Raw genomic sequence first — 26,717 nt, 5'->3', positions numbered from 1 at the left:
AATAGAAGACTTTTATTTCGCATTAATCTTATTAATAGTAAGGAGCCCATAGGCGGTTTTTTATTTGGTTTATTTTGTGTTGGCAACAGTATTGTTCTGTTCTAGTTCCTGTATTATTAACGATTTCACTCTTTTCCCATGTAGCCCATGGAGCTGTTATGCATACTACGGTCGGAACTTCTTTCGCTTTGCTCCTTTCCAATGCTTTTCTCGCTGCATAGCATCAGTACAAAATAGGTAACTTTGATTTTCCATTATTGAAACAATGGGTCCCTTTTGTGATTGTGGGAGCTATTATGGGAGTTTCCATAATTAAATTTATTCTTAATACGTATTTAAAAATTCTTTTTCTATTAAAAAATCCATCGCGTTTGGATCAACTACTAGTATTTTTATTGGTTGTATAGGGACCGTCGGAGTTATATATATCAGTGGAATAGGAACTACTGGTTGGCACCTCTTATTCGCTGGGATTTGTGAATATTCTAGCTTTTGTCTGCGTTCTTACTTACTATCGTAATTTTTTGCCTATGGGAGTTTTAAAACAGCCAATCGCTTATCAATAAACCGTTTAAAAACAGCTTATGCGATTTTTCTATTGATAATGGCGTTTTATATGACTTCTCATGTTTTTATTAAGATTAATAGTTTGAGAAGCAATAAATTTATTACTTTTCAATATTGATTATAAAGAAGGGCTCATGTCGATGAATAAAACTATCTTTTTTCTGTTAATGGTTATCTTTCCTGTATGGGGATTTTCGGCCACTAAAGAAATACCTCTATGCCAAGACAATAAAGATTGTTTTTATGTTTCACCTCAGAGCTTAAGTATTCGTTATAACAACACTATAATTTTCGAAGGTCAGCCTGCTGATTTGACACTTGTACAGCACCTAAAAACTGATAAGAAAATAAGCTTCCAGAGAGGTGATCTATAGATATTTGTTTGTTTTTTTATAGTCTAATCGGAGTTTTCTGGTAGATTTTACTGCGAAAAAATACGGTTACCATTATCTTTTCTATTGTAGGGAGAGAAGCAAAAACTCTGGTTTTATTCATCATCAGAGAGGGGAGGTTTTATTCATCATCAGAGAGGGGAAAGCGATACCCGTGACTAATCTGACCTGGATAAATTATTTAACAAACAACATGAGCGTTCAAAATAAAACTGAGGCCACTTCGGGATTATCGATGCAATTTCTAGGCGCGCTGTATTCGGATTTTTTAGATACCTTTATTGTTGACAATATTTATGACAACCAATATTGGTTTAATAAGTTGGGGAATAATTTATTAGTCTTTTTTTAAAACAAATCCTATTTTTATTGCAAAGCCGACTATTGTTGCTATTTCAAAAACTTATCTCGCCAATAAAAGATATAATCAGTTTGTTATCCTAGCTCAGAAAGAAAGAAGTAGCTCCAAACATCCATAAGCTATATGGAGCTCATTTGATTTATTTATGGGGAGATGAGCTCATTGGGGTTTCGAACGTGAATTGGAAAAAATTACATACTCCGTCTAAAAATATCGTCAAATATCTTTCATATTTAGGAAAAACCAAATATCAGGATACTGTTTTGCAGCTATTAGCAGATCAATCTTAGATTTCTAATTAGGATAAATATGAATTTGAATAATTGATGATGAATTTAGTAAAAGATAAGTCACTTTACAATAGGTCTAGATTCATTGCTGTATGGCTAAATTCTGAAGCTGCTTCCCTGTTAAAGAAAGGGGAAAATCGATTAACGACAAGCGAGCAAATTGAATTTAATAAAAATCTAATTCAATCCATTTTTAGTAGTGCAATTAATCCAGTTTCTGAATGGAGAAATGGAGTTTCTTTTTGGATGTTCTCACAATTCCAATCTATCGACTTTTACCACGCGTGGCTTGGGCTTGATGATCGTTCGCTAGGGATTCTACATCGAAATGTTATCAAAGAAGCTGTAAAAGATGGCTATCTAAATAGCTCCTTACGATTCGTAATAATCAAGTTCTTTGTCAAAAAAGATACGATCATTGATCAGAAGGGTGTTCCACTTCACGGATTCCTTAATATTGGAAGGACGTTAAATTCGGACTTTGCTATGCCAGAAGTAAAATACCGCCCTTGAGAAATATTAAAAATTTACCAAATACTTTTTAATTCTTAGTTTTTTGATACGGATGATACGGATGATACGGATGATACGGATTGTGCAGGAGAACTTTATAACGATTTTTCAAAAGCACATCATAAAATGACTAAAGTACAAGACATAAAAAATTGCTTGGAGCGAATTTGTTATGCAATTGAGCAAGGGCATCTTAATAATTGGAACGGAAGACGGTTATGATTATAGTGTGAATGTTATCGCATTTGGTCACGGCAATGTCACCGCCGATATTTGGGATAAGGATATATAAAGAAATGAGGCGTCTCAATATTATATCGGAAAATACTTTTCTCCATTGGGGATTCCTCCAAAATATGCTAAAAATTAACCCTGTTAAAACCCCTCATTTTTGAAATTTATTTTTCACCTAAATACAGTATTTCCTTGTATCAATTGCTCTATCATAACAGCGTGATCGTTAGAGATCATTAGGAATATGCTACATTTAAATTCTCGAAAGAAATAATTAATAATGTTCTTAAAACATTTCTCTACGATTATCCTCCTCTGATTCACTTAGACCGGTTTTATTGGCAGAAGCACAAACAATTTTTGAAATTTTATTTTCCGACGTGGCAAATTTTGCCTTGATGGTTGTGGACACTGAAATGATCGATTTTCATTATCTCAGTCAAAATCGATTAATACAAAACACCGCAATACAAAACACCGCATTTAGTAATCATATCTGAGTAGTTACCATTTTTTCAGAGAGTCCCTACAGCTTAAGCATGGCAAGCGGGTACTACAATTCTTTACTAGCGAAAAAAATATTAATGGGTAAATAATACGATTAAAAGTCCCACGAAAAAAGTAATTGTTGCAAGGCATGTTTCTCTGGAACTTTATAAGCTTCTATTAATAATTCTTCGGCTACCAGGTAAAGTAAGGCAGCAACCCCTGAAGCAATAATTGCTATTTGAATACTGTAAGATAAAGTAGAAACGACACCAAACCCCCAAGAGCCCCCCAATAAAATACAAAGCGAAATGAGAAAAATAACAGTAATGCCACTCAGTTGTTTATCATTTCTTTTGGCCATGTTTAAAGTAGTTACCATACCGAGAAAAAGAGTTTCTAGAGCTAATGCTAAGGCAGTAATAATTTCGCTACTTTGACTTGTCAAAAGGAAACCCCTACTAAGATGCCATCAATAAAAACATCGATTACTACAACAATGATGAGCGATAACAGTAGTTTTTTAACGCTCGGGTAGACACAGAAAGTTTATCGGCAAGCCATTCTGTGAAAAGCATCACAGCAACGTTGGGCAGCAAAGCCAAGGACGATAATCTAACGGATTTCGTGATGAATTAGAATTAATACAGGGATTAATTCTACAGCAACTTCAGCGAAAACGACTCCTGCTGCAAAGTTTTGGACTACGCTCGTTAAGGCTGAAGTAGGTTTTTAAAGAAGCTTAAAATCCCTCCCATTAGCATTAATGCTACAGGGATGCTGCTGTATCCTATAGTACTAATGTCCAGGAAGTATTCATGACAATGCTTCCAATTTTGCGTAACTGGACACCAGCCATTTTTCCCCATGGCTGTCAAATTTGACTTGTAGACGAGTGTTTTCACCTTGGCCTTCGTAATTAATAATGATACCACTACCAAATTTGCTATGATTAATGCGCTGTCCTACATAAAATTCGCTCTCACCCACTTGAGGTCGTTGAGAGGTAATAGAAACTGGTCGAGATATTTTAGGTGTGGGTCGGACTACGTCGATTAATTCTGGTGGAATTTCATTCAAAAATCGTGAAGGCTGATTAAATTTTTCTAGGCCGTGTAAATGTCGACATTCGGCGTAAGTTAAAATTAATTTTTCCTTAGCACGAGTCATTCCCACATAACATAATCGCCGTTCTTCTTCCAATCCATTTTCACTATCTGTAGACATATGATGAGGAAATAAGTTTTCTTCTAATCCACCTATAATAACTAAGGGAAATTCTAGTCCTTTAGCAGAGTGCAAAGTCATCAAATTTACACAATCACTATGCGAACTTGCTTGCTCTTCACCGGTTTCTAAAGCGACGTGAGAAAGAAAACCATCTAAGGGTGATAATAAAATAGTCTCGTCCGTCATCGGTTCTGGGGTAAATTGCGAGGTGGCGCTGATCAATTCTTCTAAATTTTCGACTCGGGAAAGTCCTTTTTCACTTTTATCTTTTTTGTAGAGAGCGAGCAAACCACTCTGATTTAGGATTTTTTCCGTTTGTTCAGCTAAAGAAAGGTTTTTTGTTTGCGCACTGAGTGTTTCGATTAAATTTAAAAATTGTTGTAAGGAATTAAGCGCGCGAGCGCTCAAACCCTGATTATTAATTAAGTCCATTGCAGCTTGCCATAAAGAGATGCTTTGGTCACGAGCGGCAGCGCGCAATGTTATCAGTGTGGTATTACCGATACCACGGGTGGGGGTATTGACAACACGCTCAAAAGCAGCGTCATCATGGCGATTGCTGAATAAGCGCAAATAGGCAAGTGCATTTTTAATTTCTGCCCGTTCGAAGAACTTTAGGCCCCCATAAATGCGATAGGGGATTTGTCGATCGATAAGACGTTCTTCTAATAAACGGGATTGAGCGTTAGAACGATAAAGAATTGCGATATCGCTGTATTTTCGTTCTTGTTGTATCCACGATTCAATGCATGAGATGATGTAAAAAGCTTCATCACGCTCATTGAAAGCCGTGTATAGGCTAATTCGCTCACCTGTATTGCTCGTGGTCCATAATTTTTTTCCAAGACGATTCGTATTATTTTCAATAACGGCATTGGCAGCGTCGAGTATGGTTTGTGTTGATCGGTAATTTTGTTCTAAACGAATTGTTTGAACATCAGTAAAATCTCGAGAGAAACGATGAATATTTTCTATCTTCGCGCCACGCCAACTATAAATAGATTGATCGTCGTCTCCCACCGCCATCATTCCTGTATTATCCCCCATCAAAGCGCACAGCCAGGCGTATTGGATAGTGTTGGTATCTTGAAACTCGTCCACTAAAATGTGATGAAAGCGTTGTTGATAGTGATGGCGAATCGATGGCACATCGCGGAGCAATTCAAGCGAGCGCAATAATAATTCCGAGAAATCAACGAGCCCACTCCGGCGACAAACTTCTTCGTAGGCTTATATACTTTGACTAGAACTTTTGTAAAATAGCTGTCATCGCTATTAGCCACTTGATGAGGTCGCCGACCTTTTTCCTTTTGCTTATTGATAAACCATTGGGTTTGTTTAGGGGGCCATTGGGTTTCTTCTAAATTGAGGCTCCGTTGAACACGACGAATTAAACGGTATTGATCGTCGGAATCGATAATCTGAAACGATTGGGGTAGATCAACTTCTTTCCAATGTGCTCGTAGTAAACGATGAGCCAAACCATGAAATGTCCCCACCCACATTGCCGTAATGGGAATACCCAGCATTGCTTCAATTCGTCCTCGCATTTCGTACGCGGCTTTGTTGGTAAAAGTCACTGCTAGGATGCTATAAGGAGGTACACCCTGTTGTTGGATAAGCCAAGCAATGCGATGAGTTAATATACGCGTTTTGCCACTACCTGCGCCGGCTAAAACACGTACGTAGGGAGATAAGGAGGTAACTGCCTCTTTTTGTTGAGGATTTAATGATTGTAAAAGAGCCAAATTTTCCATGTCGTCCATTGTACCCGAACTGTGCCGAGGTTGACAGAAGCCTATGAACTAGCGATGATGCTCCATGCCTAAATTTGAACAGAAACCGCGATTGATCAGTGGCGATACGCCAACAGGACGTCTCCACCTGGGAAATTGGGTAGGTTCAGTTGAAGATCGGGTTTCCCTCCAGGATAAATATGAATGTTATTTTTTGCTCGCCAATACTCACGCGTTTACTACCCAGGCCGAAAAACCTGAGGCGATTCGCCAAAGCACATTAGACATCGCTCTCGATTATTTAGCGGCGGGCATTAATCCCGACAAAAGCACGATCTTTATTGAATCGGACGTCCCAGCCATTTTGGAGTTAACGGCTTTTTTTAGTATGCTCATTCCGTTTCCCCGTTTAATGCGAAATCCCACTATTAAAAATGAAATTCGAGATAAAGAATTGGGGGACAATTATTCGATAGGTTTTTTATTATACCCGGTTATGCAAGTAGCTGATATTTTGTCGGTTCGTGCCGAAATCGTTCCTGTAGGTGAAGATCAAGTTCCCCACCTGGAATTAACTCGTGAGGTGGCGAAGCGTTTTAATCAATTATATTGCGGAGTAGACCCGCATAGTGAAGATAAAGATTATTTAAAGGCCGGTGGTTTATTTCCAATACCGGAAGCTAAGGTTGGGCGTGTCCGGCGATTAGTTGGGACTGGAGGGCCTAGTAAAAATGGCCAATTATTAAAAATGAGTAAATCGCTAAATAACGCCATTTTTTTAAGTGATCCGCCGGATGTTGTGCGAAAAAAATTATGAATATGTATACGGATCCGAATCGTTTACGCGTGACGGATCCGGGAACGGTTGAAAATAATCCCCTATGGGTTTTCACGACACCTTTAACCCCGACAAAAAATGGGTAAAAAAAGCGAAGCAGCGTTATCGTGAAGGTAAAATTGGTGATGTAGAATGTAAAAAGCGCTTAGTAGACGTATTATTAGAATTTTTGGCGCCTCTGCAGAAACGTCGTGCTGAATACGAAACGAATCATACGTACGTGTATAAAATTTTGCAGAACGGTGCTGATCAGGTTAATGATATTGTGGACGAAACATTACGCCTTGTAAAGGAAGTAACCCAGCAGAATTATTTTTAACCTGCCTACAAGGCGCTACTACTACAAGGCGCTAGCTAAATGGATAAAATTTCTGTGTATAGAAAATTTGTATTGAAAAGATGAAATAAGTTAGATTTAAGAGGAAAATTCTTGACGTTTTCCAAAAAAGTCAGTTAGAATAGCCGAAATGCCGATTTAATCATAAGCTTTCGGGCAGCAAACAGCTAAAGCGGTTGAATCATTAATTGAGTTTCTGCCCAATTTCCTGTGCAATCATTACGGTAATCTTTCTATCAATGATAGAAGGAGATACTACACATGGTTTACGCACGTAATTTAAGTTTTCCTCGCATTGGAATTAAACGTGAAATGAAAAAAATCGCTTATTGGCGAGAAGAAATTTCACAAAAGCAACTGCATCAACAAGCCCTTCAATTACAGCTTTCTCATTCGAAGATTCAAGCAAGTGCCGGCCTTGATTTTATCTCTGTAGGTGATTTTTTGGTATCACCATCACGTTTTCAGGAATTAAATTCAAATCCAATTAACACAATGTTTTGTATGGCTCGGGGCCAAGCCCCTAATGGGATTGAAACATCGGCTTGCAAAATGACTAAGTGGTTTGATACGAATTATTACTATATTGTTCATGAATTTACCGTGGATCAAACCTTCGAATTGCAGACGAAACAATTATTCGAATATACAAAATTGGCTCTGGAAAACGGTTGCCGAGCAAAGACTGTTATTTTAGGTCCTCTATCATTTTTGTGGTTAGGGAAAGTAAAAGGGAAACCTTTTGATAAATTATCCTTACTAGAAAAATTGATTCCCGTTTACAATGAAATTTTTAACAATTAGCTTATCTAGGAGTGAAATAAGTTTAAATTGACGAACCAATTCTAGTTTTAGATTTACCAAAAGAATGACAGTAGAGCTTTTTGAAAACTTATCAAAATATTGATTTTTTAAATCTTAAAAATTTATTGGCTACTTATTTTGGTTTCCTCGAAGATAATTTATCCATCGTCTGCCAGTTTACTAATAGATGGTTTGCATATCGATTGCTGTTGAGCACCAGAGCAGTTTAATTCTCTGTTGCCTCCTCAATTTCAAAAAGAAAAAGTATTGTCGCTAGGCATTGTGTGTGGGCGTAATATTTGGCGTAATGATTTACATCGTTCATTAACTTTTTTAGAGAAAACTCAAATTTCTTTAGATAACAGATTATGAGTGGCACCTTCTTGTTCGTTATTGCATGTCCTCATTGATTTGAATCAAGAAAATAAATTGGATATCGAATTGATATCATGGTTAGCATTTGCCAAACAAAAGCTTGAAGAAGTAACGTTATTAGCGTGTAGTTTATGGGAAGGTCGAGAAAGTATTGCTGTTGCACTATCAGAAAATAATTAGGTCATTTTATCTCAGAAAACTTTTGGGGGAATCTACAATCCAAATGTACAAAAACATTTAACCACTATTACTAAACGATGGATGCGGTGTTAACACGAGCACGCTATACGTAAAGAAGCACAAAAAAAGTGTCTAAATTTACCTTTATTTCCTACTATTACCATTGGTTCGTTTCCTCAAACCCCAGCGATTCTCTGTTTACGACGTAATATAAAGCAAGGGACTTTAGATGAAGTGACGCTACGAAGAAAATATTCCTCAATATATTGTTGAAGTAATCGGTGTCCAGGTTGACTTAGGATTAGATGTGTTAGTACATGGATGAAGCAGAATGGAATGACATGGTAGAATATTTTAGAGAATTTTTGGAAGGAATAGGCATTACTTCCAATAGTTGGGTGCAGAGTTACGGTTTTCGTTATGTTAAACCCCCGATTATATAGTGATGTTAATCGTGACCGTCTCATGACTGTGCATTGGATTGAATATGCCCAGTTACTCACCACTAAACTCATTAAAAGGCATGCTGGTAGGCTTTCTTAGAATTACTTTCTTGGTCATTCGTTTGTGATGATCAACCACGTTCACATACAGCGAAACAAGTTGCTTTAGCTTTGCGTTATGAAGTACACGTAGAGGCCGTAGGTGTCAATATCATTCAAATTGATAGAGCCTGCTTTTCGGGAATGCTTGCCGTTACGAAAAGCAGATTGGCAGGACTATTTTAATTGGGTAGTAAAATGTTTTCGGCTAGCTTTATGTGGTGTATAAAAAACTAAACACAGATTTATACTCACATGTGTTATGCCGAATTCAACGATATTATTGAAGCGATATCAGCCTTGGATGCAGATGTTATTACTATTGAAAGTTTCCGCTCCCCAATGGAGATTTAAAATCCTTTGAAAAATTTGATTATCCTAACAATATTGGGCTAGGTATTTATGATATTCACTTTCCACATATTCTACACGTTGCTAAAATTAAAGATTTAATAACTCGTGCGCTTTAATACATTCCTATAGAACGCTTATGGATTAATCCAGATTATAGATTGAAAACACGGGTTGGGAGGAAGTTAAGAAAGAACTTCATCATATGTTCCAAGTAGCCATTTACTTATGAGAGGCTTTTACTACGGAAAAAATTCTTTATCCGCGGGAGTTGCATCCAACCAGTACATAAGGGGAAGTAACCAGATATAAGAGCATTAAAGTTCAACATTTCTCTCTAGCTTTGAGCTATTTCCACATATATACGGCACAGAGGTTCGATAAACTTCGGCAAACATAGCGAAGACTTGATCCGATTTTTGCGCTGGATTATTTTTCGGTGACATTTAGTGCGGTTAGCGGAAGCCAGGATAAAATGAAGCATGTCATGAAAGCTTTGTCTGAAGAAGTTATTGATGTTGCCCCTCATTTGACTTGTATTGGACTCTCTAAAACTGTTGTTAGAGAACTACTGCATCATTATAAACAATTAGGCGTTAAACGGTTGGTAGTGTTACGAAGTGATTTTCCTTAAGGAACGACATTAATCCATGAAGATTTTGAGCACGTCAATGAAATTGTAGCATACATTCGCAAGCTAATGGATGACTATTTCTATATTGAGGTAGTTACTTGTCCAGAATTTTATCCTGAATCAGAAAATGTAATGGATGTAATTAAAAATTTTTAGAAAAAATGCAGCTGGAGCTAATTGGACAGATTATTCAATATTTCTATACTCATGACGCCTGTTTTTATTTTTTAGAAAGTTGCCAGAAACTATATGTAAATGTTCCCATTATTCCAGGAATTATGCCAATTAGTGATTTCGAAAGATTAATGAGATTTTTAAAATTTGTAGAGTAGAAATATCCCGATGGCTTTATAAGCAGTTAGAAACTTATAAGAATGAAAAGAAGTGCTTCAAAGATACAGGGTTGAAGTAGTTACCAGACTTTATGAAGATTTATAATCAATTATGGGAGTTCCAAGACTCCATTTTTATACTTTGAACTAAAGTAAATCTACATAAACAATTATTTCCCATTTAGGATTGTGTAGTAGATTGTAAATCAAAAAAAATCTGTTTTTCCTTATTTTTTTAGTATAAAAGATAGGTTTAGGCTATCTATTTAGTGGATAAAAATACGAGTCAGGCCCTCTAGAATTATATTGCTACAAAGAAGTTAATAAGATTAATTAATAAAAATTAATTTTTTAAATTCTTAACTAATAATTTATAAATATCGAATCAGATTTGAGTGATTTAGAAAAATAACTACCTTAAATAAAATGATAAACATTCTCTTCAAAAAAAATAACTTATTCTTTCTTTTTAATTGATTTTAATACCATTGAAAAATGCAGAGAGTTAGGAAAATCGATGATAAATTTTATGATAACAGCATCGAGATTATTATTTCGTATTTTATTTATAAATAATTTTTAAATTTTAATGCTACTATTAATACTACTAATAAGTAAATTTTTTAGGTAAACTAATTATGAATAGCTAGTACCAAAATCATCAAGCAATATAGAAAATCAAAGATTTTTCAATTCTGTTAGCACCATTTAAAATTTTTCTAAATAAGTTATTAATGAATTTTCTGTAATCTTAAATTCAAGGACAGTAGGTAATATATTTATGTCGTTAACAACATCGATTACAGCAGTCGCAAGCTTTTTTGTTAATTGAGGAGATAAAAATCAATAGATAATTTGAGGCTTTTCATTGAAATTAATGCTTATCATTCTTGATATTGACGACAGCCTTCATGAATGACTCACTCTCCAATAGGAATTATTAGATCAGACCGTTCGGTGATTGATATAAATTCTTCTAGAAGTAGTTCACCGAGTTCAGGATGGTGCCATCTTAAAAGAACTTCCATTCTATAATTTTTTTGATTAATCAATCGTATTGAGGTTGATAAATAAGATTAAATTATTTTTTTCTAAGCTTGAATAAGGTAGGTTTCCAGAATTTCTTTTACCATCAATTTATTCTTGTTATTTTTCATAAAATGATCTAGGAGTAAAATTCCAACTGGTTTGAAAATATAGATTAACAAAGAATTTTCTCCCACTGATAATATTAGCGTTAACAAATTATTCTGGTAATAATTTTATTTGATACTAATCCTACGTGATTAGGATTCAAAGAAACCTAGCCTAAATAGGGAATGTGGTTTTCGTTAAGAAAAACTGTAGTAGATAAATGACTTAGAGTTACTTGAATTCCTCCAAATTGGTAAAATAATAGGCGATTACTTTAACAAGAATAAGACGTCAATACGAATAAACTCTATATCCAAAGTGAAAATATGAATTTTAGATCGTAAAAGAACATTGACAGGCACAATATTCATCATAAAACTATAAAAAGCTAGTACTTAACCTTCGGTAATTTTAATATTTAAGACTGTTCTAGTAATTTATAATCAGATAAAATTATTATTTAAGTAGTATTTTTACTTTTTGTATCTTAAATTTAGTCGTAAATAACTCTTGTTAAAATTTTCGTAAACGATTAGCTGAGTAAAGTTTTCTATTCTGAGTTAATTAAATCAGACAATTTTCTGCTTCTTGTAAGGTTTTTGAAGTTACTAAAATTTCTTTAGTAAAATGAAAATCAGTCCCGGCTGTAGAATTCAAAGCTCTTTCGGTATGAATGAGATCTAATTTAGATATATAACCAAATTCTATCAAATGCCTAAACATGTTAACTTATTGTTGATAAAGGGCAAGTTTTTTCTTAGTCGTTTCTAGCTCTGCACTAAATTTTAAAAATTCTTTTTCTCGTCGAAAAATTGTTGTATGATAATGGCCTCTTTCAGATTTAATTGCTTGAGATTTCATTTGCTAAAGCTGATATTGTCTTTTTAATATTTTATCAACCAAAATATCAATTTCATTGTTATGCACTGAAGATGTTAGTAATATTAGCTAGTATTTCTTTCCTTTAATAAAATATTTTTTTACAATCTATATCAGCTAGTAAATTGAACCGTTTCACTTCTAATTGTTTTAATTCTCCTTTTTCTAGCGTTTCGTCTATTTTTACAAGAGGTTACCCTTGATTTACGCAAGTGCCTTTGTCGACTAATAGTTTATAAACAACACCACCTTAAAGGTATTCGACAACAATAATCCACTCCACAGAGGTAATTTCTCTTACTATCAAAGATAATCTTAAAGTTATACAAATTAGGCCCAAATAAGAAGAACTAAAAGAAGTTCACAGATGATAGTAACAAGTGAAAAAATTAATCTTTGTACTTGAATGAATTCAATGTAAATTTTTTTAGGTAAATACGATAGTTACCGTTCCTTCATTTAACTTCAATCATTATTTTCAGAATAATTTCCGAAGGTTTTTTTCTTGAGAAAATTTAATCTGTTCAAGAACAATAATGTAATTTATCAGCTGCATATGGAAGGGGTGAACTATTACTAGGACAACTGTCTTCTTCTGATAGTATTTTTTCATGAGCATCATAAGTATTTAATCATTTCGCTTATTAAGTGCGGCACTGAGTTAGTCTAAAAGAAGAATAGCTGAATTTGACAATAATGCTCATTCTAGGGAAAGTTGATTTTGCACACTGGAGCTAATAATATTTTAGTATTTATCACGGATTATAGTTTTCAATCTGTTAGGTATAGCATTTATTTCTTCAGTAAGATTTACTATCTCTAGTACACTGAGAATTTCACTATCTGTAGCTAAGGAGGTTGTTAAACGCAGATTCTGTTCTATTTTGTTATAAAAGAATTTTTTGTCTTCTACAACATAGCCGATTTGTTGCCATAGTTCTAATAAATTAGTTTGCCTTACATTATTACTGTCGATTTAAATCATTCCTGCTTGTGGAGCATAGAGACCTAATATCAATTTTATCAAGCTTGATTTGCCGGAGCCAGAAGGGCCTGTGATGGCGGTAGTTGTTCGCTCAGGCAAGTTGAAAGAGAGATTAAAAAACGGCTTATTTACTTGAGGTAAATAATAGAAAGTGACATTAGAGAAATGAATCTAGCTAAGAATATGTCTAATACAAGTTCTCAATGATAAAGTTCAGTTTCATGAGGCATTTTAATGAGTTCCGACAACTGGTTAATGCTAAACTGTATTTATACAATTTAAATAATAGAGATAAATGTAGTATGAAAAGAAGCTAAAATTCGAAAATTTAATATCATTAGTGTAATTAATGCACCTATTGTTAGGATGCCAGAGAACAATTTTATTATACTAAAACTGATAACTAAGAATTCCACTGTGAACACAGTGAATTCCGATAATTCAGTAATTGCATTATGAAAAGTTCTAAGTGATAAGCTAAAAACACCATCTCTGATAATAATTTGATAACAGATTTCCCAAATGGGAGTTGTGTTGGTATATTTTAGGACGTCCATTTTTTCTGATGATTTGAGCAGGAAATAATTTTTTCTGAATTAATATGAGATGGGCGTTTAATATATTGAACAATGAGTTTATAAAACAATAGACTAAATAATAAAAATAGTGTCACGGTAATAATTTGAGTTAAAGCCAGTATTCTAGATAGAAATGCAATTATTACTAAGAATAAAATAGAAACAGGTATGTCAAAATAATATTTATCAATTTTCCTGTAACTATATTTTGTAAGGAACCATAATATTTAACTTTCTCAATCTGAGAATCAATCGATTTTTTTTAAATAGGAAAGTGGTAAAAATAAAATTTTTTTCTAATATTTCTCTTCCTGTCGTTACATCTAATTGTTTGCCAATATTGTTTGAAAGGCTACCTTAAAGCTTTTTAAATAATATAATTCCAACAAGAGCGATGAGGATGCCTTCACCAAAGCCCCATAGAATTTTGTTAGATAAAGCACGAACTATCTCATTATAGACAACCAGGATATAAAGTGATATGGCTAAGGTAAAAAATTCCGCTTGACAAGTTAATGATAAATAATTGTGTTAATTTTATTTAAATCTTTTAAAACCAAATAGCTAAGAAGTAGGTTGTTGTTATTCGACTTCATATTCTTTCTTCGTAAGCTGACGAAAGTAAAAAAATACTCTATTTTTTGGTAAGAGGAAGGTTATCTTATGAATGTTTTATGCTGAAAAAGTAACATAGTTCTTATCTTCGCGTTTGAATAAAATATGAAGAATTTGATCTGAAGTGATAAATAGACAAGGAAGAAATTGTTCATTTAAATTGGCTACAGAATAATGTAAGATTTTCTAGAATTGTTCCACGAAATGATTTTTCTTGATCTGATAAGAAGGCAATTTTTTCTCTTAATTTTATTTTATTGTTGTGATCCTCTATATTTCTCACGTCGATGAGAATCTCACCTTTGGTTGGTTGATAAAGTCCTAGAATAAGTTTAAGTAATGTCGTTTTGCTACTAAAATTTTATCCAGTGATGCTTATGATTTCACCTGGTGCTAGATGAAAATTAATATCTCTTAAAATTTGTTTATCTTTTTTCATATTAGAAGGAAACATTTTTTAAAAGGATATCTCCTTTTATTTCTAACGGCTGAGAATTAGAGATTTCTTTCGATTTTTCTGATGGGAATGATTGCAAAGATTCTATTGATTTCTTCGCCACTGGAATTAATTCATATTATTGCCATAAAACTAATATTCGTTGAACCGGTTAGATGGCTCGTTCGGTCAAAAAAACAGTGGCTGCTAGAGCACTTAGACTTAAATTGCCTTCCAGAAGCATTCCACCCCTAGCCAAAATGAGAAGTCCTGATGTGCTATATTGGATGAAGTGTGCGGTTCCTTAAACTCAAGTGGAAGCTTTATGAATCGATTGAATTTCTTTTAATTTTTTTTAAGAAGTAGTTTGTATCTCCGTAATATCAGAGATTCTGAAACTATAGCTTTTAATGTTTTAGTGCCTAAAAAAATGTTAGTTAAAAAACTCTAGAGCTGGTTATATTTGGCATGTTTAATTTCAACATGAATTTCTAAATCCTTTAATTGCCCTGAAGTAAAAAAAATAAAAATGCAATTATTGCTATTGTAATAAAGAGTAAATAGCTACTGATATAGGCAATCAGTCCAAGAAATAAAAGGACAAAAAGTAAATCGAATAAAGTTATCAATACCTTAATTAAGGTAATAATCTTTAATATAAACAATTTCATCCTTCTTTTTGAAATTCTTCGAGCTTTACAATTTAAAAGGTGATAGAAAATATCACGATTGGTGAAATATGCAAAACGTACACTAGTTCAATTAATAGAAATACTCTGCAATAGAAAAAAGAAGTATGGTAATGGCGGTAATTCGGCGGATCATTAAAAATGTAAGTATCAAGGTCGAATGATGAGGAATAATTCAATCATATGGGATAAAGTTAATGTATAAAAACTAGGTAATAGTAATGCAAGCCATAATGTGGATGATGTGCCCCATTGGGCGAGAAGCTTCCATAATTTTTGAACAATACTAAAATAATCACGCCACAAGTTTAGTAGCGGTCTTTCATGAAATTCATTTTGAATGATAAATTCCATTCCATGGTACGCTTTTTTTACTGTCTTCTTACAAATAGTAAATCATTCCCTTTCTTGAAGACAGAGGGTTGAAAGAATGTCCTGAGGATGAGCTTGAGCCGTATGATTTTGGTCAGTATCGACGGAGGTTTCTGTTACAGCGCTTGCCCTCACTAGAATGATAGTCAATGCTAGGCCCTTAGCTGCCATCCCTTCTGGGATGCGCAGCCGGCTAATCATTTTTAGCTTGTTTGGTTCTTTACCTTGAACTTTGTTTTCAGCTTTTTCTTTTTTACTAGCCTTTTTGGTGTCTTTACGCTCTTCTTCGTCTTTAACTTTTTCTTTCTATTCAGTCTCTTTAGCTTCTTCTTGAGACTCATCTCCAGCTTTTTCCTCAATAGCTTTAGTTTTGTCCGTAATCTTTCTCCGGTGGTACCCTCTTCACGAACTACAGGGGATTCTAATCGCTTTCTAGAGCTGATAGTTCCTCAGCTTAAATCGTTGTTTCCCCAGTATCTACTCCCTCTTCGGATTTTCCTCTCGTAGAAAAGAGGTTTGCTGCTTTTACCCCGCCTCATCTAAGGGTGAGATATGAACATTGGGGTCGTGGGGGGGGGGGGGGAATTGATCATGTCTTCTTGATAATCCTTTTGATAATCCTTTAACTTTAATCCTTATCGGACGTCCTGAGTTAGGCTGGATTTCTTATAGGTAGTCATAAATTTGGTTCAATTATTTGAATATCTTATTTCTTTATCCTTTCTCCATTCCGTTAGATCTACTCTCTAAACTATAGCATAAATTTAAGCTAAAAGGTGTATAATTATTTGATTTTAAATGAATTAGTGAGAAATTCTCTTTAGAAGCTTAGAACTCAGCTAAAAACGCGTATAGATTCTTGCGTCGTTCTTTGTTTTAGTACATAGCCTTATCCGCTTCTTGAATAAGTTCATTAATAGCTTTTAATAAACCTGTCGCATAACCAATAGAAAATCCGCCCTTGCTTAGGTTCAAGTTTGCGAGAAATAATTTCTAATTGGGTGTCCGCAATGGGTTGCCCAATATTCGTGTCCTCACGGTTAGAGTCGTGCAGAACAAGGTAAAGGAATTCGTCATCACTGATGCGAAAAAATAAATCTCTTGCTCGAGACTGTGAACGAATGATTTGCAAGTTTCTTTTAATACTTCATCTCCTTTTCGATGGCCATATTTATCGTTAATTGTTTTGAACTGATTTAGATCTAATAAAAAAATACTTACTGTTTTTTTAGTATATTGAATGGAATTTTCTTTCCATTTCTTTAAAACTTCTGCTAACTTGACACGATTATAAATTCCCGTGAGAGGATCAAGATAAGAAAGAGATTTAGTATATTCAAACAAGGTAGCGCTAACTAAGCGCCACAGCTGAAAAATTAGCAGTTATTTCGAATAAAAAACAGTCTTCTTCACTAGAATTAAGAATTTTTTCTAAATTAACCAATTTTAATATACCAAATAACATATCTTTGTATTGAATGGGAACGGGCAAAGCGAGCAAGTTTTTTGTTTGTCTAAAACGCGAATCATTTTGACAGTCTTGAATAAAGAGAGGTTTTCTTGTCTTTGCCACGGTGCCAGCAATGCCTTCCCTCTTTTTAGCCGTATTTCTCGAATGAGGTTTTTTATCCAGTCTTTTTGCATAAACAAAGAAGAGTTCATCAGCCTCGGGATCATAATATAACAAGCTCCAATTGGTGGGGTGAAAAAAAATTTCCATCTCTCGCATGATTTTTTCGATTACTATATAAATACTGTAAGGAGAGACTATTAATTCGTTAATTTATGAAAATAATTGTTTTAATTTGTGTTGTTGCGTAGAGACGATGCAAGATTAATATCGATAGTGATCCAACTTAAATGGTCCTTTGCGATCGATCCCGATATAGGCGGCTTGTTTCTCGGTTAATTCCGTTAATTTGGCGCCGACTTGTTGTAAATGAAGACGTGCCACTTCTTCATCTAGGTGTTTAGGTAATACGTATATGCCCAGGGGATATTTTTCTGGATGTTGCCATAATTCTATCTGCGCCAATACTTGATTGGTGAAGGAAGTCGACATAACAAAGCTGGGGTGGCCTGTCGCGCAGCCAAGATTAACTAAACGGCCTTTTGCCAGGACCGTCAGTCGTTTTCCGTTAGGGAAAATAACTTGATCGACTTGGGGTTTAATGTTGATCCATTCGTATTTTTTTAAAGAATCGACGTCAATTTCTTTATCAAAATGGCCAATATTGCAAACAATGGTCTGATTTTTCATTTGAGTCATGTGTTCGTGGGTGATAATGTCAGTATTGCCCGTTGCAGTAACAAAAATATCAGCGATCGGAGCCATTTCTTCCATGGTCACAACTCGATAACCTTCCATGGAGGCCTGTAGAGCGCAAATAGGGTCAATTTCGGTAATATATACCGTGGCGCCGTAGGCACGAAGGGACTGTGCACAACCTTTACCTACATCCCCATATCCGCAGATGACGACACGTTTTCCTGCAATCATCACATCCGTTGCCTGCTTAATAGAATCGATAAGCGATTCGCGACATCCATAAAGGTTGTCAAATTTTGATTTCGTTACTGAATTGTTTACATTGATAGCGGAGAATCTCAAAGTTCCATCTCTGATCATCCTATAAAGACGATGAACTCCGGTGGTCGTTTCTTCGGATACACCGTGAATATTTTCGCCTAATTCTGGATGTTTTTCCAGAAGGTAAGCGGTTAAGTCTCCACCATCATCCAATAGCATATTAGGCTGCCAGCCGTTAGGACCTTCTAAAGTAGAAGCGATGCATTCCCAGTATTCTTCCTCAGTTTCTCCCTTCCAAGCAAAAACCGGAATACCTCTTTCCGCAATCGCGGCAGCTGCATGATCTTGGGTGGAAAAAATATTGCAGGAAGACCATCGAACTTCAGCACCAAGCTCAATTAAAGTTTCGATCAAAACAGCTGTTTGGATCGTCATATGGATACAGCCCGCAATGCGAGCGCCTTTCAAGGGCTGACTTTTTTTATATTTTTGACATAAGGCCATCAATCCAGGCATTTCCGTTTTGGCAATGTCGATTTCCTTTCGACCCCAATCTGCTAATTTACTGTCAGCAATTCGAAAATCTTGAGTCATTGTCATTTCTATTTTTAATACTCGCTATTTTGCTATTTTAAGGATGTTGGGTGGTGGTTGAAAGTTAAACCCGCAGCCTCGCGAAGCACTTCCGCTTTATCAGTTCGCTCCCACGTAAATTCTGGCTCTTCCCGACCAAAATGGCCATAGGTAGCAGTAGCTTTGTATATAGGTCGGAGCAATCGAAGATCTTCGATAATTCGTCCCGGACGAAGATCAAAAAATTCCATAATTAATTGTTGAATACGTACCTCATCAATCTTGGCGGTTCCGAAGGTTTCAACGTTAATTGAAGTAGGCTCAGCAATACCTATGGCGTAAGAAACTTGGATTTCACAGCGATCCGCGACTCCGGCAGCTACTACGTTCTTAGCAACGTAACGAGCGGCATAAGCAGCCGAACGGTCTACTTTAGAAGGATCTTTTCCTGAAAAACAGCCCCCTCCGTGACGAGCCATTCCTCCATAGGTATCAACGATGATTTTTCGTCCCGTTAATCCACAATCGCCAACCGGTCCACCAATAACGAACTGCCCAGTAGGGTTTACTAAAAATCGAGTTTCCTTTGTAATCCAAGTCCGAGGAATAACAGGCTTAATGATTTCCTCAATCACGGCTTCTCGTAAATCTTTTTGAATAATATGCGGACTATGTTGTGTGGAAAGCACAATGCAATCTACTACTACAGGAAGGCCATTTTCGTAACGGAGCGTAACTTGCGATTTAGCATCCGGACGTAACCAGGAAAAAATGCCTTCTTTACGCAACTCTGCTTGTCGACGAACAAGGCGATGAGCATAGGTAATTGGGGCAGGCATAAGTACTTCGGTTTCTCTCGAAGCATATCCAAACATCAAACCTTGATCACCAGCCCTAATTCTCGATCTTCGCGTCCATCAACACCCATTACGATATCCGGCGATTGTTTGCCAATGGCCGAAAGCACGGAGCAAGTCTCTCCATCGAAACCAATATGAGGGTCATTGTAACCAATCTCTAAGACGGTATTACGAGCAATTTGTTCTATATCAGCCCAAGCACTGGTAGTGATTTCTCCCGCGACAAAAACCATGCCGGATTTCACTACGGCTTCACAGGCTACGCGAGAACGGGGATCTTGACCAATGAGTGCATCTAAAACAGCGTCAGAAATTTGGTCGGCTATTTTGTCTGGGTGGCCTTCCGAGACAGATTCTGAAGTAAATAAGGTTGTGTGCGTCATGCTAAAATCCCTAATTGAAATGAAGTGGTCATGGTAATAAAATTTTAAGAAAATTGCACTGATATTTTATTCGAGTGCGGGGGGTCTTGGCTAATAATGAGGCTGCCAATTTAAACCTCCTTTCAGAGCCGTGCTATATTCTGAAGAGCTCGAGGAGAGCAATGACATATCTACCTTTAAATTATATTGGTTAGGGGAAAAATCCTCCCAACGAGCATTGGCCTAATCAAGCTCGAGTAGCCGTTAATTTATCAATTATGAAAAAAGAGCTAAATTAAATTGTCCTCAATGGTGATCCTCAGTCTGAAAATTTTCTAACAGAAATTGACAACTTGGAAATTTGAAAGGCGGATCGGCATCCTTTCAGTGAATTGATTTTCGAATACGGGTCTTGCTGTGGTATTTGGCGATTATTTCGTTTGTTCAATGATTATAAAATTCCTGTTACTCTGTGGGCTTTTGGAATGGCCTATAAAAAAATCCATGAGAACGAAAAACAAAACTAAAATTGATGACAGTTGCCTTACATTTTTGTATTTCAGGCCGACTGGGTCGAATACAAGCGATTACGAAATTTTTAGATTATTTGGCTTCTTTTAAAGATATTTGGGTTACTACTCGTTATGAAATTTCAAAACATTGGTGTGAGCAACATCTGTATGAAAAATAATTTTTAGATTTGTTCCATGATGTCTTCTGAAGCTCAAATTGCTATTGAGTGGGCTGGTGCTAGGGCTGGAATCTCGGAATTCACGATGCAGAGATTTTTTATAGAGCTAATCCAACAGGATTATTTATTGGAAAATGTAATGACGAACCAGTGGCGGTGGCTTTCAGTGTTATTTATGAGGAAAATTTTTCTTTTTTAGGTTGTTAATTATTAAAAAGGAATTTCGTGATCGCGATTGCAATTTAGCCATGACTAAAAAAGAGATTAGATTATATTGGTTCGCGCAATGCTGGATTGAACGGTGTGGTGGAAATGCAGGCAGCCTATGCTAAGAATGGATTAAATATTCACATCGTAATCTGCGATTTCATGGTGTGGGTGAAAAAATGAAGAAATTTCAGCCAGAAAAAATATTTTTTAACTCGCCTGCCTTTGGCACAGGTATTTCACTATAATAGCTTGCATTTTCTGGTAATGCGTCCTGCATTTTTGTTAGCTTGGATTAGTCAAGTGGATGCACTGGTTGTAGGTTATGTAAGCGATAACCTATTGAAGGGTTACGGTGTTATTCGGCGCTGCCGGCGCTGCCAGAAAGGATATAAAATAGGGTTTTTATTTGTAAATGAAGAAACAATTTCAGAATCTTTAATTTCAGAATCTTTATTTAGTTATTTAGCCAATTACGCCGTTGGGTAGGATATTTATTTTGATATAACTGAATTAAATTTGGATGTCATGGTGTTGGTAAAGCGTCATAACATGAATTTCGTTTTTGAAATAGCTCGAATGTATTTACAAATGCCGACAAAGTTGCCGATGCAGCAGATCTATGGATTGACTACGCTTAAATTAGGTTAGCCCTCCTAAGTTAACTCTTTTTAATTAAGGAAAGAAAACGTTATAATAGTCTGCGTAATAATTACGATAAATGAAGGAGAAAAAATGCGAAAATTAATCATTACTCTAGGGCTTTCCTTCTGCTTGTCTATTTTAGATGTGTCTTATGCAGTTTTACAACAACAATGCTCAGCGAACTTGAAAAAGAGCGAGTTCATTAATCTTTATCAATCCCCTGAATTGAAATCAACTGTATTACAGAAAGTCTCACCCGACGACGAGTTAATACCTATTTATCAAAAGAAAGATTGGATTAAAGTAGGTGACCTCCGCAATGGGAAAGTAGGATGGATAAATCGCGAACAATATCGTAAGGTGTTTGAAAGTTATTACCAACCCGATATTCAAACGATGTTTATTCGTACTGAGCATAATTATAAATGGAAGCCAGTTATAAACGTAATGGCTTACAAAAACGGAAAAAAATTATCAGATGAAGAAGCAAAAAAATTGTATCAGCGTATCGAGAAACAACGAGCAGAAGAAGCACGTTACATGCAACAAACTTTTTGGCGGGTAAACCATTTGATGGTGGAACAAATGCGAGAAATGAATCAATTGATGGACCCTTTAAGTGAGCCTTTAAGTGAGGATCTGTTAGGCTTTGAGCCGGCTGTAATCCAGCCTGTGATTATCCTAGGTCCTTCGCAAGTGTTGCAGTCCAGTTCAACACCCTCACCATCCACAAAGAAAGATAAAAAGTAAAAAATAAAATAACCTGGATTTTGCTTTGCTAATAAAGGTTATTATTAAAGATCGGTTGCGAGATCTTCACGAAGATCCATCCAATTTTAGATTCCGACGAATCGAATAAAACTGTCGGTAATCCCGACTTTTTCTCGTTCAGATTGAGGAATGCTCGTGTGAGTCATGATAGTGGGGTGTTCAATGAGGCTTTCGACGCCTCCTAAGCTTTTAGCTAGACTAACATAATCGACAGCGTTCTAACATTTTTTGTGGCAAGCAAAATCGGCTTTTAACTCTAGGGAAATCATGTCACCAAAATAATGTATTTGTTTTTTAGCCAGGATATATTGGGGGTGAATAGTGTAAACCGAGGTAATACACGTGATTAACTCTCGGGTATTTTTCCAGCCATTCAGCAAATTGAAAAACATTTTCACAATGAAGTTCTATTCTAATAGCTAAGGTTTTTTAAGCCACGCAGAACTAAAAAACTATCAAGCAGCACTAAAAAACTATCAAAAGGAGCTGCAATGGAACAGATCACATTTTCTAAATATTTTAATTGGTCAGCGAGCGCTTTATTGTCACCCACAACCGCAAATGCCACCAACAATATCCGAATGACCATTTAAATATTTGGATTTGTTAGCAGAGTAAGTAACAATATCAAAACTCAACTCCAAAGGTCGTTGGATAATTAGTGTGGCGAATGTATTGTCAGCCACAGCTAAAATATTTTTTTCTTTGGCGATAGCGACGATTTTTTTTAAATCAACTATCTTTGATAATAGAGGATTGCTGGTCGACTCCAGCCAGAGCATTTTTATTTTTGCGGTGATTGCTGCGCATACTTTATTTTCATCTGTAAAATCAACAAACGAAAAGGAAAGTTCAGCTGATCGATTGGGGACATTTTCAAATAAACGATACGAGCCGCCATAGACATCGTTCATCACAATCACATGATCGCCGGTTTGCAAGAGTTCTAGAATGGTCGCCGTAGCAGCCATTCCAGAAGCGGATGCAAATCCGCATTGCCCCGATTCTAAATCAGCAACATAACGTTCATAAGCAAAACGCATTGGATTTTGGCTGCAGGAATATTCGTAACCCTGATGCTGTCTGGGACTTTTGGGGCATAAGTCAGTGTCAGATAGACAGGCATCATTACCGCTCCGGTAGTAGGATCAGGCTCTTGACTAGCGTGAATAACTCGCGTGGCAATATCAGATTTTTTATTAATAGATATAATTTTTTGACTACAAAAATCCTTGTACTTTCATTCAGGCATCATTAAAAAAATTTAGTTAAATAATTACGGATGAAATCGGCTAAAAGAACCAGGAAACGATCGCTTTCTTTTAAACGTTGCACCACTTAAAGGGCGGCCCATACGGCAGAGCCTCAAGAACCAACAACAAGTAATCCTTCTTCACGAATTAAGCGTCGTCGGGCCATTAAGAAAGAATCTTTATCATTTATTTTAATATATTTATTGACAAAATTATTATCCAATACCTCCGGAAAAATCATAACCAATTCCTTCAACTAATATAGGATTTTATTTCATCTCCCCCGTCTATAATTGACCCGATGGGATCGACTCCGATAATTTTCATAGAGAAATTCCTTTCTTTTAATTTTCTAGCAATGCCCGTAATAGTACCGCCGTTTCCAATCCCCATCACCACCATTGCGAGATTATCGCCCATCTCATCGAGAATTTCTTGTGCAATGGTTTGATAATGAATATCAGGGTTTTCCGAGTTGCTATATTTGGTCCAAAATAAAAGAATTAGGAATTTCTTCGTTTAATCGTTTGACCAGTGAAATATGACTTTCAGGATTGTCAAAAGCCGCTTCTGTGGGCGTGCGATATATTTTAGCCCCTAAGGCTTCTAAAATAACTTGCTTTTCATGGCTCATTTTTTCTGGCATCGATTTTTTCTGGCATCGTAATTATAACTTTATAATCTTTCACGGCTCCGGCCAGTGCGATACCAATTTCGGTATATTGCTGGACGTCACTTCAATTAAAGTATCGCCCGGCTTAATTTTTTCTTCTTTTTAAGCTTGTTCAATCATTGGAATACCGATACGATCTTTGACAAACCTGCCGTGATTTAAAAATTTGCATTTACCATAAAGTTCGCAGGAGAGAGTTTTACCAATACGTTGAAGGCGAACAATAGGGAGTTTTACCTATATAGCTCTTGGAGTATGGCATCGATAATTATAGAAACGAAGTATAACCTATTTTTTTGGGGGGGTGGATTGGTGAATAAGCTAAGTAAATTTACTGTATTGTATTTTGATCATAGTAATTAGATTATTTTATTCGGTACTCACGAGATTTTAATGGGATGATATAATATTTTAAAATAAAAAGGAATCGCTTATGTTTGATCCAAAAAACATCAATGATATTGTCACCTATCTCTTAGGATCGATACCATCTGGCATTAAAAACTTGCCTAAAGATTTAGAGAGAAATTTTAAAAGCATTTTACAACAATCGCTTAGTAAACTTGATTTGGTAACCCGAGAAGAATTTGATATCCAAATGAAGGTGTTAGCTCGGACCCGGGCAAAATTACAGGCGCTTGAAGAAAAGCTAAACGAGCTGGAAAGACACCAAAGATAGTATTCTTCATGTCTCTTGCTATAGTGCATAGCCGAGCTAGCACCGGCATTGACGCTCCTCCGGTGGCTGTCGAAGTTCACTTATCTAAATAGAATGCCAAGCTTTTCCATTGTCGGATTACTGGAAACGGCTGTCAAAGAAAGCCGCCACCGCGTTCGTAGTGCAATTATCAACAGCCGATTAGAATTTCCTATTCAGCAGATTACTGTATAAACCTTGCGCCTGCGGATCTACCTCGAGAGGGTTGGAGATTTGACTTAGCCATCGCATTGGAAATTTTAGCGGCCTCCAATCGAATTCCTCAAGATTAGTTAAATAATTAGCAATTTTCAGGCAAATTCACTTTATTCGCTGAACTTCGTACTATTCGCGGGGGCTTACCCTTCGCGATCTCCACGGCAAAAGCTGGCCGAAGTTTAATAATTACTGCCATGAATACCGATAAAGTATCGTTAAGTGCCATAGGTAAAGTTTTCATTGCCCATCACTTACTTGACGTTTGTGTGCATTTACGAAAAGAAAATCGACTACCTCTTCTTACTTTGAAAGAAGAGACATAAAGTTCAGTTTATCATGGTCTTAGCGATGTGAAGGGTCAGCTGGGAAGAAAGCGTGCTTTAGAAATTACGGCTTGCCCGGCCGCCATAATATTTTGTTTATGGGGTTCCCCCCCCCTGGGACAGGATAAAACCATTCTGGCGCGGCGATTAGAGGGTATTTTACTCTCTTTGACCGTGGATGAGGCTCTGGAAATTGCTACGGTTTATTCTCTGAGCAAGAAGGGTTTTGATTTTAGGTGTTGGCGGCAACGACCCTTCCGAGCTTCCCCACCATTTAACTTCAAGTATCACAATGATAGGGGGTAGTTTACCCCTGCAACTGGGTGAGATAACCTTTGCTCACCATGGAATTTTATTTTTGGATGAACTACCCGAATTTTCTCGATCAGTTTTAGAATCTTTGCGCAAACCCTTAAGAGAGAACAACTATGTATTTCGCGTACCAGTTATCAAGTGGAATTTTCCTCTAACTTTCAATTAGTAGCGGCAATTAATCCCTGTCCTTGTGGTTACTTCGGAGATCCAATCGGAGATCCGAAAGGAGGATGTCGGTGTACCAGCCAGAAAGTACAGAAGTACCAATCGTATCTTTCACTTCCACTGTTAGATCGCATTCGTTGCCAACGGAATGGTTATTTTCCTCCTCTGAAGTGAATGAGCTGAGTCTTTCCATCCGCCAGCGTGTATACGCGACTCGAGCATGGCAACTTCAACGGAGTGGTAAGCTGAATGCACGGTTAATTCAAAGTAGTGAGCTCGCCGAGCATTATCAATAAATAATGCTTCAATTGGAGCTATCGGCTTGCGCCCCTATTACCAGATTTTAAAAATCGCTCGCATAATTTTTGAGATTTTCTAGGGGTTAAGCGAATTGCCTGGTCGCATATAATCCTAAAAGGATTAAGTTACCGAATGCTGGACCGTCAAGAACGTAGAATGAGTGGATAAACTTGCTTCACAGACAAGGTTACAACGTTATTCCAAGGTGAAGGCAGATTATCGCTAATTCTTCCACATCATCGA

At 36.2% G+C, this 26,717-nt stretch carries 21 protein-coding genes and 10 pseudogenes; 20 read left to right on the top strand and 11 right to left on the bottom strand.

Going from position 1 to position 26,717, the window contains the following annotated elements:
• Nucleotides 1–1,646 precede the first annotated feature (1,646 nt).
• The 3 genes from B1F79_RS04585 to B1F79_RS04580 all read left to right on the top strand — a co-directional run bounded on the left by B1F79_RS04585 (nt 1,647) and on the right by B1F79_RS04580 (nt 2,857).
• On the top strand, nt 1,647–2,123 hold the full coding sequence (locus tag B1F79_RS04585; protein ID WP_251366171.1) for a hypothetical protein: 477 nt from the start codon (nt 1,647–1,649) through the stop codon (nt 2,121–2,123).
• 372 nt (nt 2,124–2,495) lie between these two features.
• Nucleotides 2,496–2,597 (top strand): glycoside hydrolase, encoded by a 102-nt coding sequence (locus B1F79_RS07055; protein WP_372443154.1) that lies wholly within the window; start codon nt 2,496–2,498, stop codon nt 2,595–2,597.
• Nucleotides 2,598–2,695: 98 nt separating this feature from the next.
• A complete protein-coding gene (locus tag B1F79_RS04580) occupies nt 2,696–2,857 on the top strand; it encodes a hypothetical protein (RefSeq protein ID WP_251366170.1) in 162 nt (53 codons plus the stop codon).
• A 101-nt stretch (nt 2,858–2,958) separates the two neighbouring features.
• On the opposite strand, the gene B1F79_RS04575 is transcribed toward B1F79_RS04580, so the two are convergent.
• Nucleotides 2,959–3,291, bottom strand: a complete 333-nt coding sequence (locus B1F79_RS04575; RefSeq protein ID WP_251366169.1) for a hypothetical protein — start codon at nt 3,289–3,291, stop codon at nt 2,959–2,961.
• Between the two features lie 368 nt (nt 3,292–3,659).
• A pseudogene (uvrD, locus tag B1F79_RS04570) lies at nt 3,660–5,839 on the bottom strand (DNA helicase II).
• Nucleotides 5,840–5,894: 55 nt separating this feature from the next.
• On the opposite strand from uvrD, the pseudogene trpS reads away from it, so the two are divergent.
• From trpS to B1F79_RS07040, 9 genes and pseudogenes are all read left to right on the top strand, one after another.
• A pseudogene (gene trpS / locus B1F79_RS04565) lies at nt 5,895–6,966 on the top strand (tryptophan--tRNA ligase).
• A gap of 279 nt (nt 6,967–7,245) precedes the next feature.
• Nucleotides 7,246–7,788: a uroporphyrinogen decarboxylase/cobalamine-independent methonine synthase family protein gene (locus B1F79_RS04560; RefSeq protein WP_251366168.1), complete on the top strand. Its 543-nt coding sequence runs from the start codon at nt 7,246–7,248 to the stop codon at nt 7,786–7,788.
• Between the two features lie 228 nt (nt 7,789–8,016).
• Nucleotides 8,017–8,160: pseudogene (locus B1F79_RS04555) on the top strand (hypothetical protein); the annotation flags it as partial.
• The gene (locus tag B1F79_RS04550) at nt 8,161–8,343 is read left to right on the top strand and encodes a hypothetical protein (RefSeq protein WP_251366166.1); all 183 of its coding nucleotides are present in this window, start codon (nt 8,161–8,163) and stop codon (nt 8,341–8,343) included. It abuts the pseudogene before it with no gap.
• A 317-nt stretch (nt 8,344–8,660) separates the two neighbouring features.
• Nucleotides 8,661–9,071 (top strand): annotated as a pseudogene (locus tag B1F79_RS04545) (hypothetical protein).
• Nucleotides 9,034–9,114: a hypothetical protein gene (locus B1F79_RS07050; RefSeq protein ID WP_372443153.1), complete on the top strand. Its 81-nt coding sequence runs from the start codon at nt 9,034–9,036 to the stop codon at nt 9,112–9,114. The pseudogene B1F79_RS04545 and the gene B1F79_RS07050 overlap by 38 nt, the downstream one beginning before the upstream one ends.
• A 26-nt stretch (nt 9,115–9,140) precedes the next feature.
• Nucleotides 9,141–9,355 (top strand): annotated as a pseudogene (locus B1F79_RS07045) (hypothetical protein).
• A gap of 320 nt (nt 9,356–9,675) precedes the next feature.
• The gene (locus B1F79_RS06620) at nt 9,676–9,870 is read left to right on the top strand and encodes a methylenetetrahydrofolate reductase (RefSeq protein ID WP_308159738.1); all 195 of its coding nucleotides are present in this window, start codon (nt 9,676–9,678) and stop codon (nt 9,868–9,870) included.
• A 161-nt stretch (nt 9,871–10,031) separates the two neighbouring features.
• Nucleotides 10,032–10,202, top strand: a complete 171-nt coding sequence (locus tag B1F79_RS07040; protein WP_372443147.1) for a methylenetetrahydrofolate reductase — start codon at nt 10,032–10,034, stop codon at nt 10,200–10,202.
• Nucleotides 10,203–13,191: 2,989 nt separating this feature from the next.
• Here the strand turns inward: B1F79_RS07040 and B1F79_RS07035 are convergent.
• The 7 genes and pseudogenes from B1F79_RS07035 to metK all read right to left on the bottom strand — a co-directional run bounded on the left by B1F79_RS07035 (nt 13,192) and on the right by metK (nt 20,236).
• The gene (locus B1F79_RS07035; RefSeq protein WP_372443152.1) at nt 13,192–13,371 is read right to left on the bottom strand and encodes an ATP-binding cassette domain-containing protein; all 180 of its coding nucleotides are present in this window, start codon (nt 13,369–13,371) and stop codon (nt 13,192–13,194) included.
• A 1,173-nt stretch (nt 13,372–14,544) separates the two neighbouring features.
• Nucleotides 14,545–14,730: pseudogene (locus tag B1F79_RS07030) on the bottom strand (ABC transporter ATP-binding protein); the annotation flags it as partial.
• Between the two features lie 1,184 nt (nt 14,731–15,914).
• Nucleotides 15,915–16,091 (bottom strand): hypothetical protein, encoded by a 177-nt coding sequence (locus tag B1F79_RS04520; RefSeq protein ID WP_251366164.1) that lies wholly within the window; start codon nt 16,089–16,091, stop codon nt 15,915–15,917.
• Nucleotides 16,092–16,883: 792 nt separating this feature from the next.
• On the bottom strand, nt 16,884–17,234 hold the full coding sequence (locus B1F79_RS04515) for a GGDEF domain-containing protein (protein WP_251366163.1): 351 nt from the start codon (nt 17,232–17,234) through the stop codon (nt 16,884–16,886).
• A gap of 7 nt (nt 17,235–17,241) precedes the next feature.
• Entirely contained in the window at nt 17,242–17,610 is a 369-nt protein-coding gene (locus B1F79_RS04510; RefSeq protein WP_251366162.1) for a GAF domain-containing protein, read from the bottom strand.
• Between the two features lie 114 nt (nt 17,611–17,724).
• Nucleotides 17,725–19,020 carry an adenosylhomocysteinase gene (gene ahcY, locus B1F79_RS04505; protein ID WP_372443146.1) on the bottom strand — a complete coding sequence of 432 codons (1,296 nt, stop codon included), beginning with the start codon at nt 19,018–19,020 and terminating at the stop codon, nt 17,725–17,727.
• Between the two features lie 26 nt (nt 19,021–19,046).
• A pseudogene (metK, locus tag B1F79_RS04500) lies at nt 19,047–20,236 on the bottom strand (methionine adenosyltransferase).
• A 511-nt stretch (nt 20,237–20,747) separates the two neighbouring features.
• On the opposite strand from metK, the gene B1F79_RS04495 reads away from it, so the two are divergent.
• The 3 genes from B1F79_RS04495 to B1F79_RS04485 all read left to right on the top strand — a co-directional run bounded on the left by B1F79_RS04495 (nt 20,748) and on the right by B1F79_RS04485 (nt 22,508).
• A complete protein-coding gene (locus B1F79_RS04495; RefSeq protein ID WP_251366160.1) occupies nt 20,748–20,906 on the top strand; it encodes a hypothetical protein in 159 nt (52 codons plus the stop codon).
• 432 nt (nt 20,907–21,338) lie between these two features.
• Nucleotides 21,339–21,602, top strand: a complete 264-nt coding sequence (locus B1F79_RS07235; RefSeq protein ID WP_285896401.1) for a GNAT family N-acetyltransferase — start codon at nt 21,339–21,341, stop codon at nt 21,600–21,602.
• Between the two features lie 246 nt (nt 21,603–21,848).
• Nucleotides 21,849–22,508, top strand: a complete 660-nt coding sequence (locus B1F79_RS04485; protein WP_251366158.1) for an SH3 domain-containing protein — start codon at nt 21,849–21,851, stop codon at nt 22,506–22,508.
• Nucleotides 22,509–22,594: 86 nt separating this feature from the next.
• Here the strand turns inward: B1F79_RS04485 and B1F79_RS04480 are convergent.
• Nucleotides 22,595–23,658: pseudogene (locus tag B1F79_RS04480) on the bottom strand (trans-sulfuration enzyme family protein).
• Nucleotides 23,659–23,783: 125 nt separating this feature from the next.
• Nucleotides 23,784–24,680: pseudogene (locus B1F79_RS04475) on the bottom strand (cysteine synthase family protein).
• Nucleotides 24,681–24,888: 208 nt separating this feature from the next.
• Between B1F79_RS04475 and B1F79_RS04470 the strand changes: the two are divergent.
• The 5 genes and pseudogenes from B1F79_RS04470 (at nt 24,889) to B1F79_RS07015 (ending at nt 26,348) form a co-directional block, all read left to right on the top strand.
• Nucleotides 24,889–25,134, top strand: a complete 246-nt coding sequence (locus B1F79_RS04470; RefSeq protein WP_251366157.1) for an accessory factor UbiK family protein — start codon at nt 24,889–24,891, stop codon at nt 25,132–25,134.
• A 93-nt stretch (nt 25,135–25,227) separates the two neighbouring features.
• Nucleotides 25,228–25,347, top strand: a complete 120-nt coding sequence (locus B1F79_RS04465; protein WP_251366156.1) for a magnesium chelatase domain-containing protein — start codon at nt 25,228–25,230, stop codon at nt 25,345–25,347.
• A complete protein-coding gene (locus tag B1F79_RS07020) occupies nt 25,314–25,445 on the top strand; it encodes a magnesium chelatase domain-containing protein (protein WP_372443151.1) in 132 nt (43 codons plus the stop codon). Before B1F79_RS04465 ends, B1F79_RS07020 begins: the two co-directional genes overlap by 34 nt.
• Nucleotides 25,446–25,721: 276 nt before the next feature.
• Nucleotides 25,722–26,000, top strand: a complete 279-nt coding sequence (locus tag B1F79_RS04460) for an ATP-binding protein (protein WP_251366155.1) — start codon at nt 25,722–25,724, stop codon at nt 25,998–26,000.
• Nucleotides 25,987–26,348: pseudogene (locus B1F79_RS07015) on the top strand (ATP-binding protein). Before B1F79_RS04460 ends, B1F79_RS07015 begins: the two are co-directional and overlap by 14 nt.
• Nucleotides 26,349–26,717 lie beyond the last annotated feature (369 nt).

This window comes from Coxiella-like endosymbiont of Rhipicephalus sanguineus (assembly GCF_018687865.1).
The sequence above is the reverse complement of the archived record's forward strand: the minus strand, read 5'-3'. Positions and strand labels throughout refer to the sequence as shown.

What these genes read in the sequence shown, in the direction of transcription:
- B1F79_RS04585 (WP_251366171.1), top strand. Translation starts at nt 1,647, where the DNA reads ATGATGAATTTAGTAAAAGATAAGTCACTTTACAATAGGTCTAGATTC.
- B1F79_RS04560 (WP_251366168.1), top strand. Translation starts at nt 7,246, where the DNA reads ATGGTTTACGCACGTAATTTAAGTTTTCCTCGCATTGGAATTAAACGT.
- B1F79_RS07040 (WP_372443147.1), top strand. Translation starts at nt 10,032, where the DNA reads ATGCAGCTGGAGCTAATTGGACAGATTATTCAATATTTCTATACTCAT.
- B1F79_RS04520 (WP_251366164.1), bottom strand. Translation starts at nt 16,091, where the DNA reads ATGATTAGCCGGCTGCGCATCCCAGAAGGGATGGCAGCTAAGGGCCTA.
- B1F79_RS04510 (WP_251366162.1), bottom strand. Translation starts at nt 17,610, where the DNA reads ATGGAAATTTTTTTTCACCCCACCAATTGGAGCTTGTTATATTATGAT.
- ahcY (WP_372443146.1), bottom strand. Translation starts at nt 19,020, where the DNA reads ATGACAATGACTCAAGATTTTCGAATTGCTGACAGTAAATTAGCAGAT.
- B1F79_RS04495 (WP_251366160.1), top strand. Translation starts at nt 20,748, where the DNA reads ATGACAGTTGCCTTACATTTTTGTATTTCAGGCCGACTGGGTCGAATA.
- B1F79_RS04485 (WP_251366158.1), top strand. Translation starts at nt 21,849, where the DNA reads ATGCGAAAATTAATCATTACTCTAGGGCTTTCCTTCTGCTTGTCTATT.
- B1F79_RS04470 (WP_251366157.1), top strand. Translation starts at nt 24,889, where the DNA reads ATGTTTGATCCAAAAAACATCAATGATATTGTCACCTATCTCTTAGGA.
- B1F79_RS04465 (WP_251366156.1), top strand. Translation starts at nt 25,228, where the DNA reads ATGCCAAGCTTTTCCATTGTCGGATTACTGGAAACGGCTGTCAAAGAA.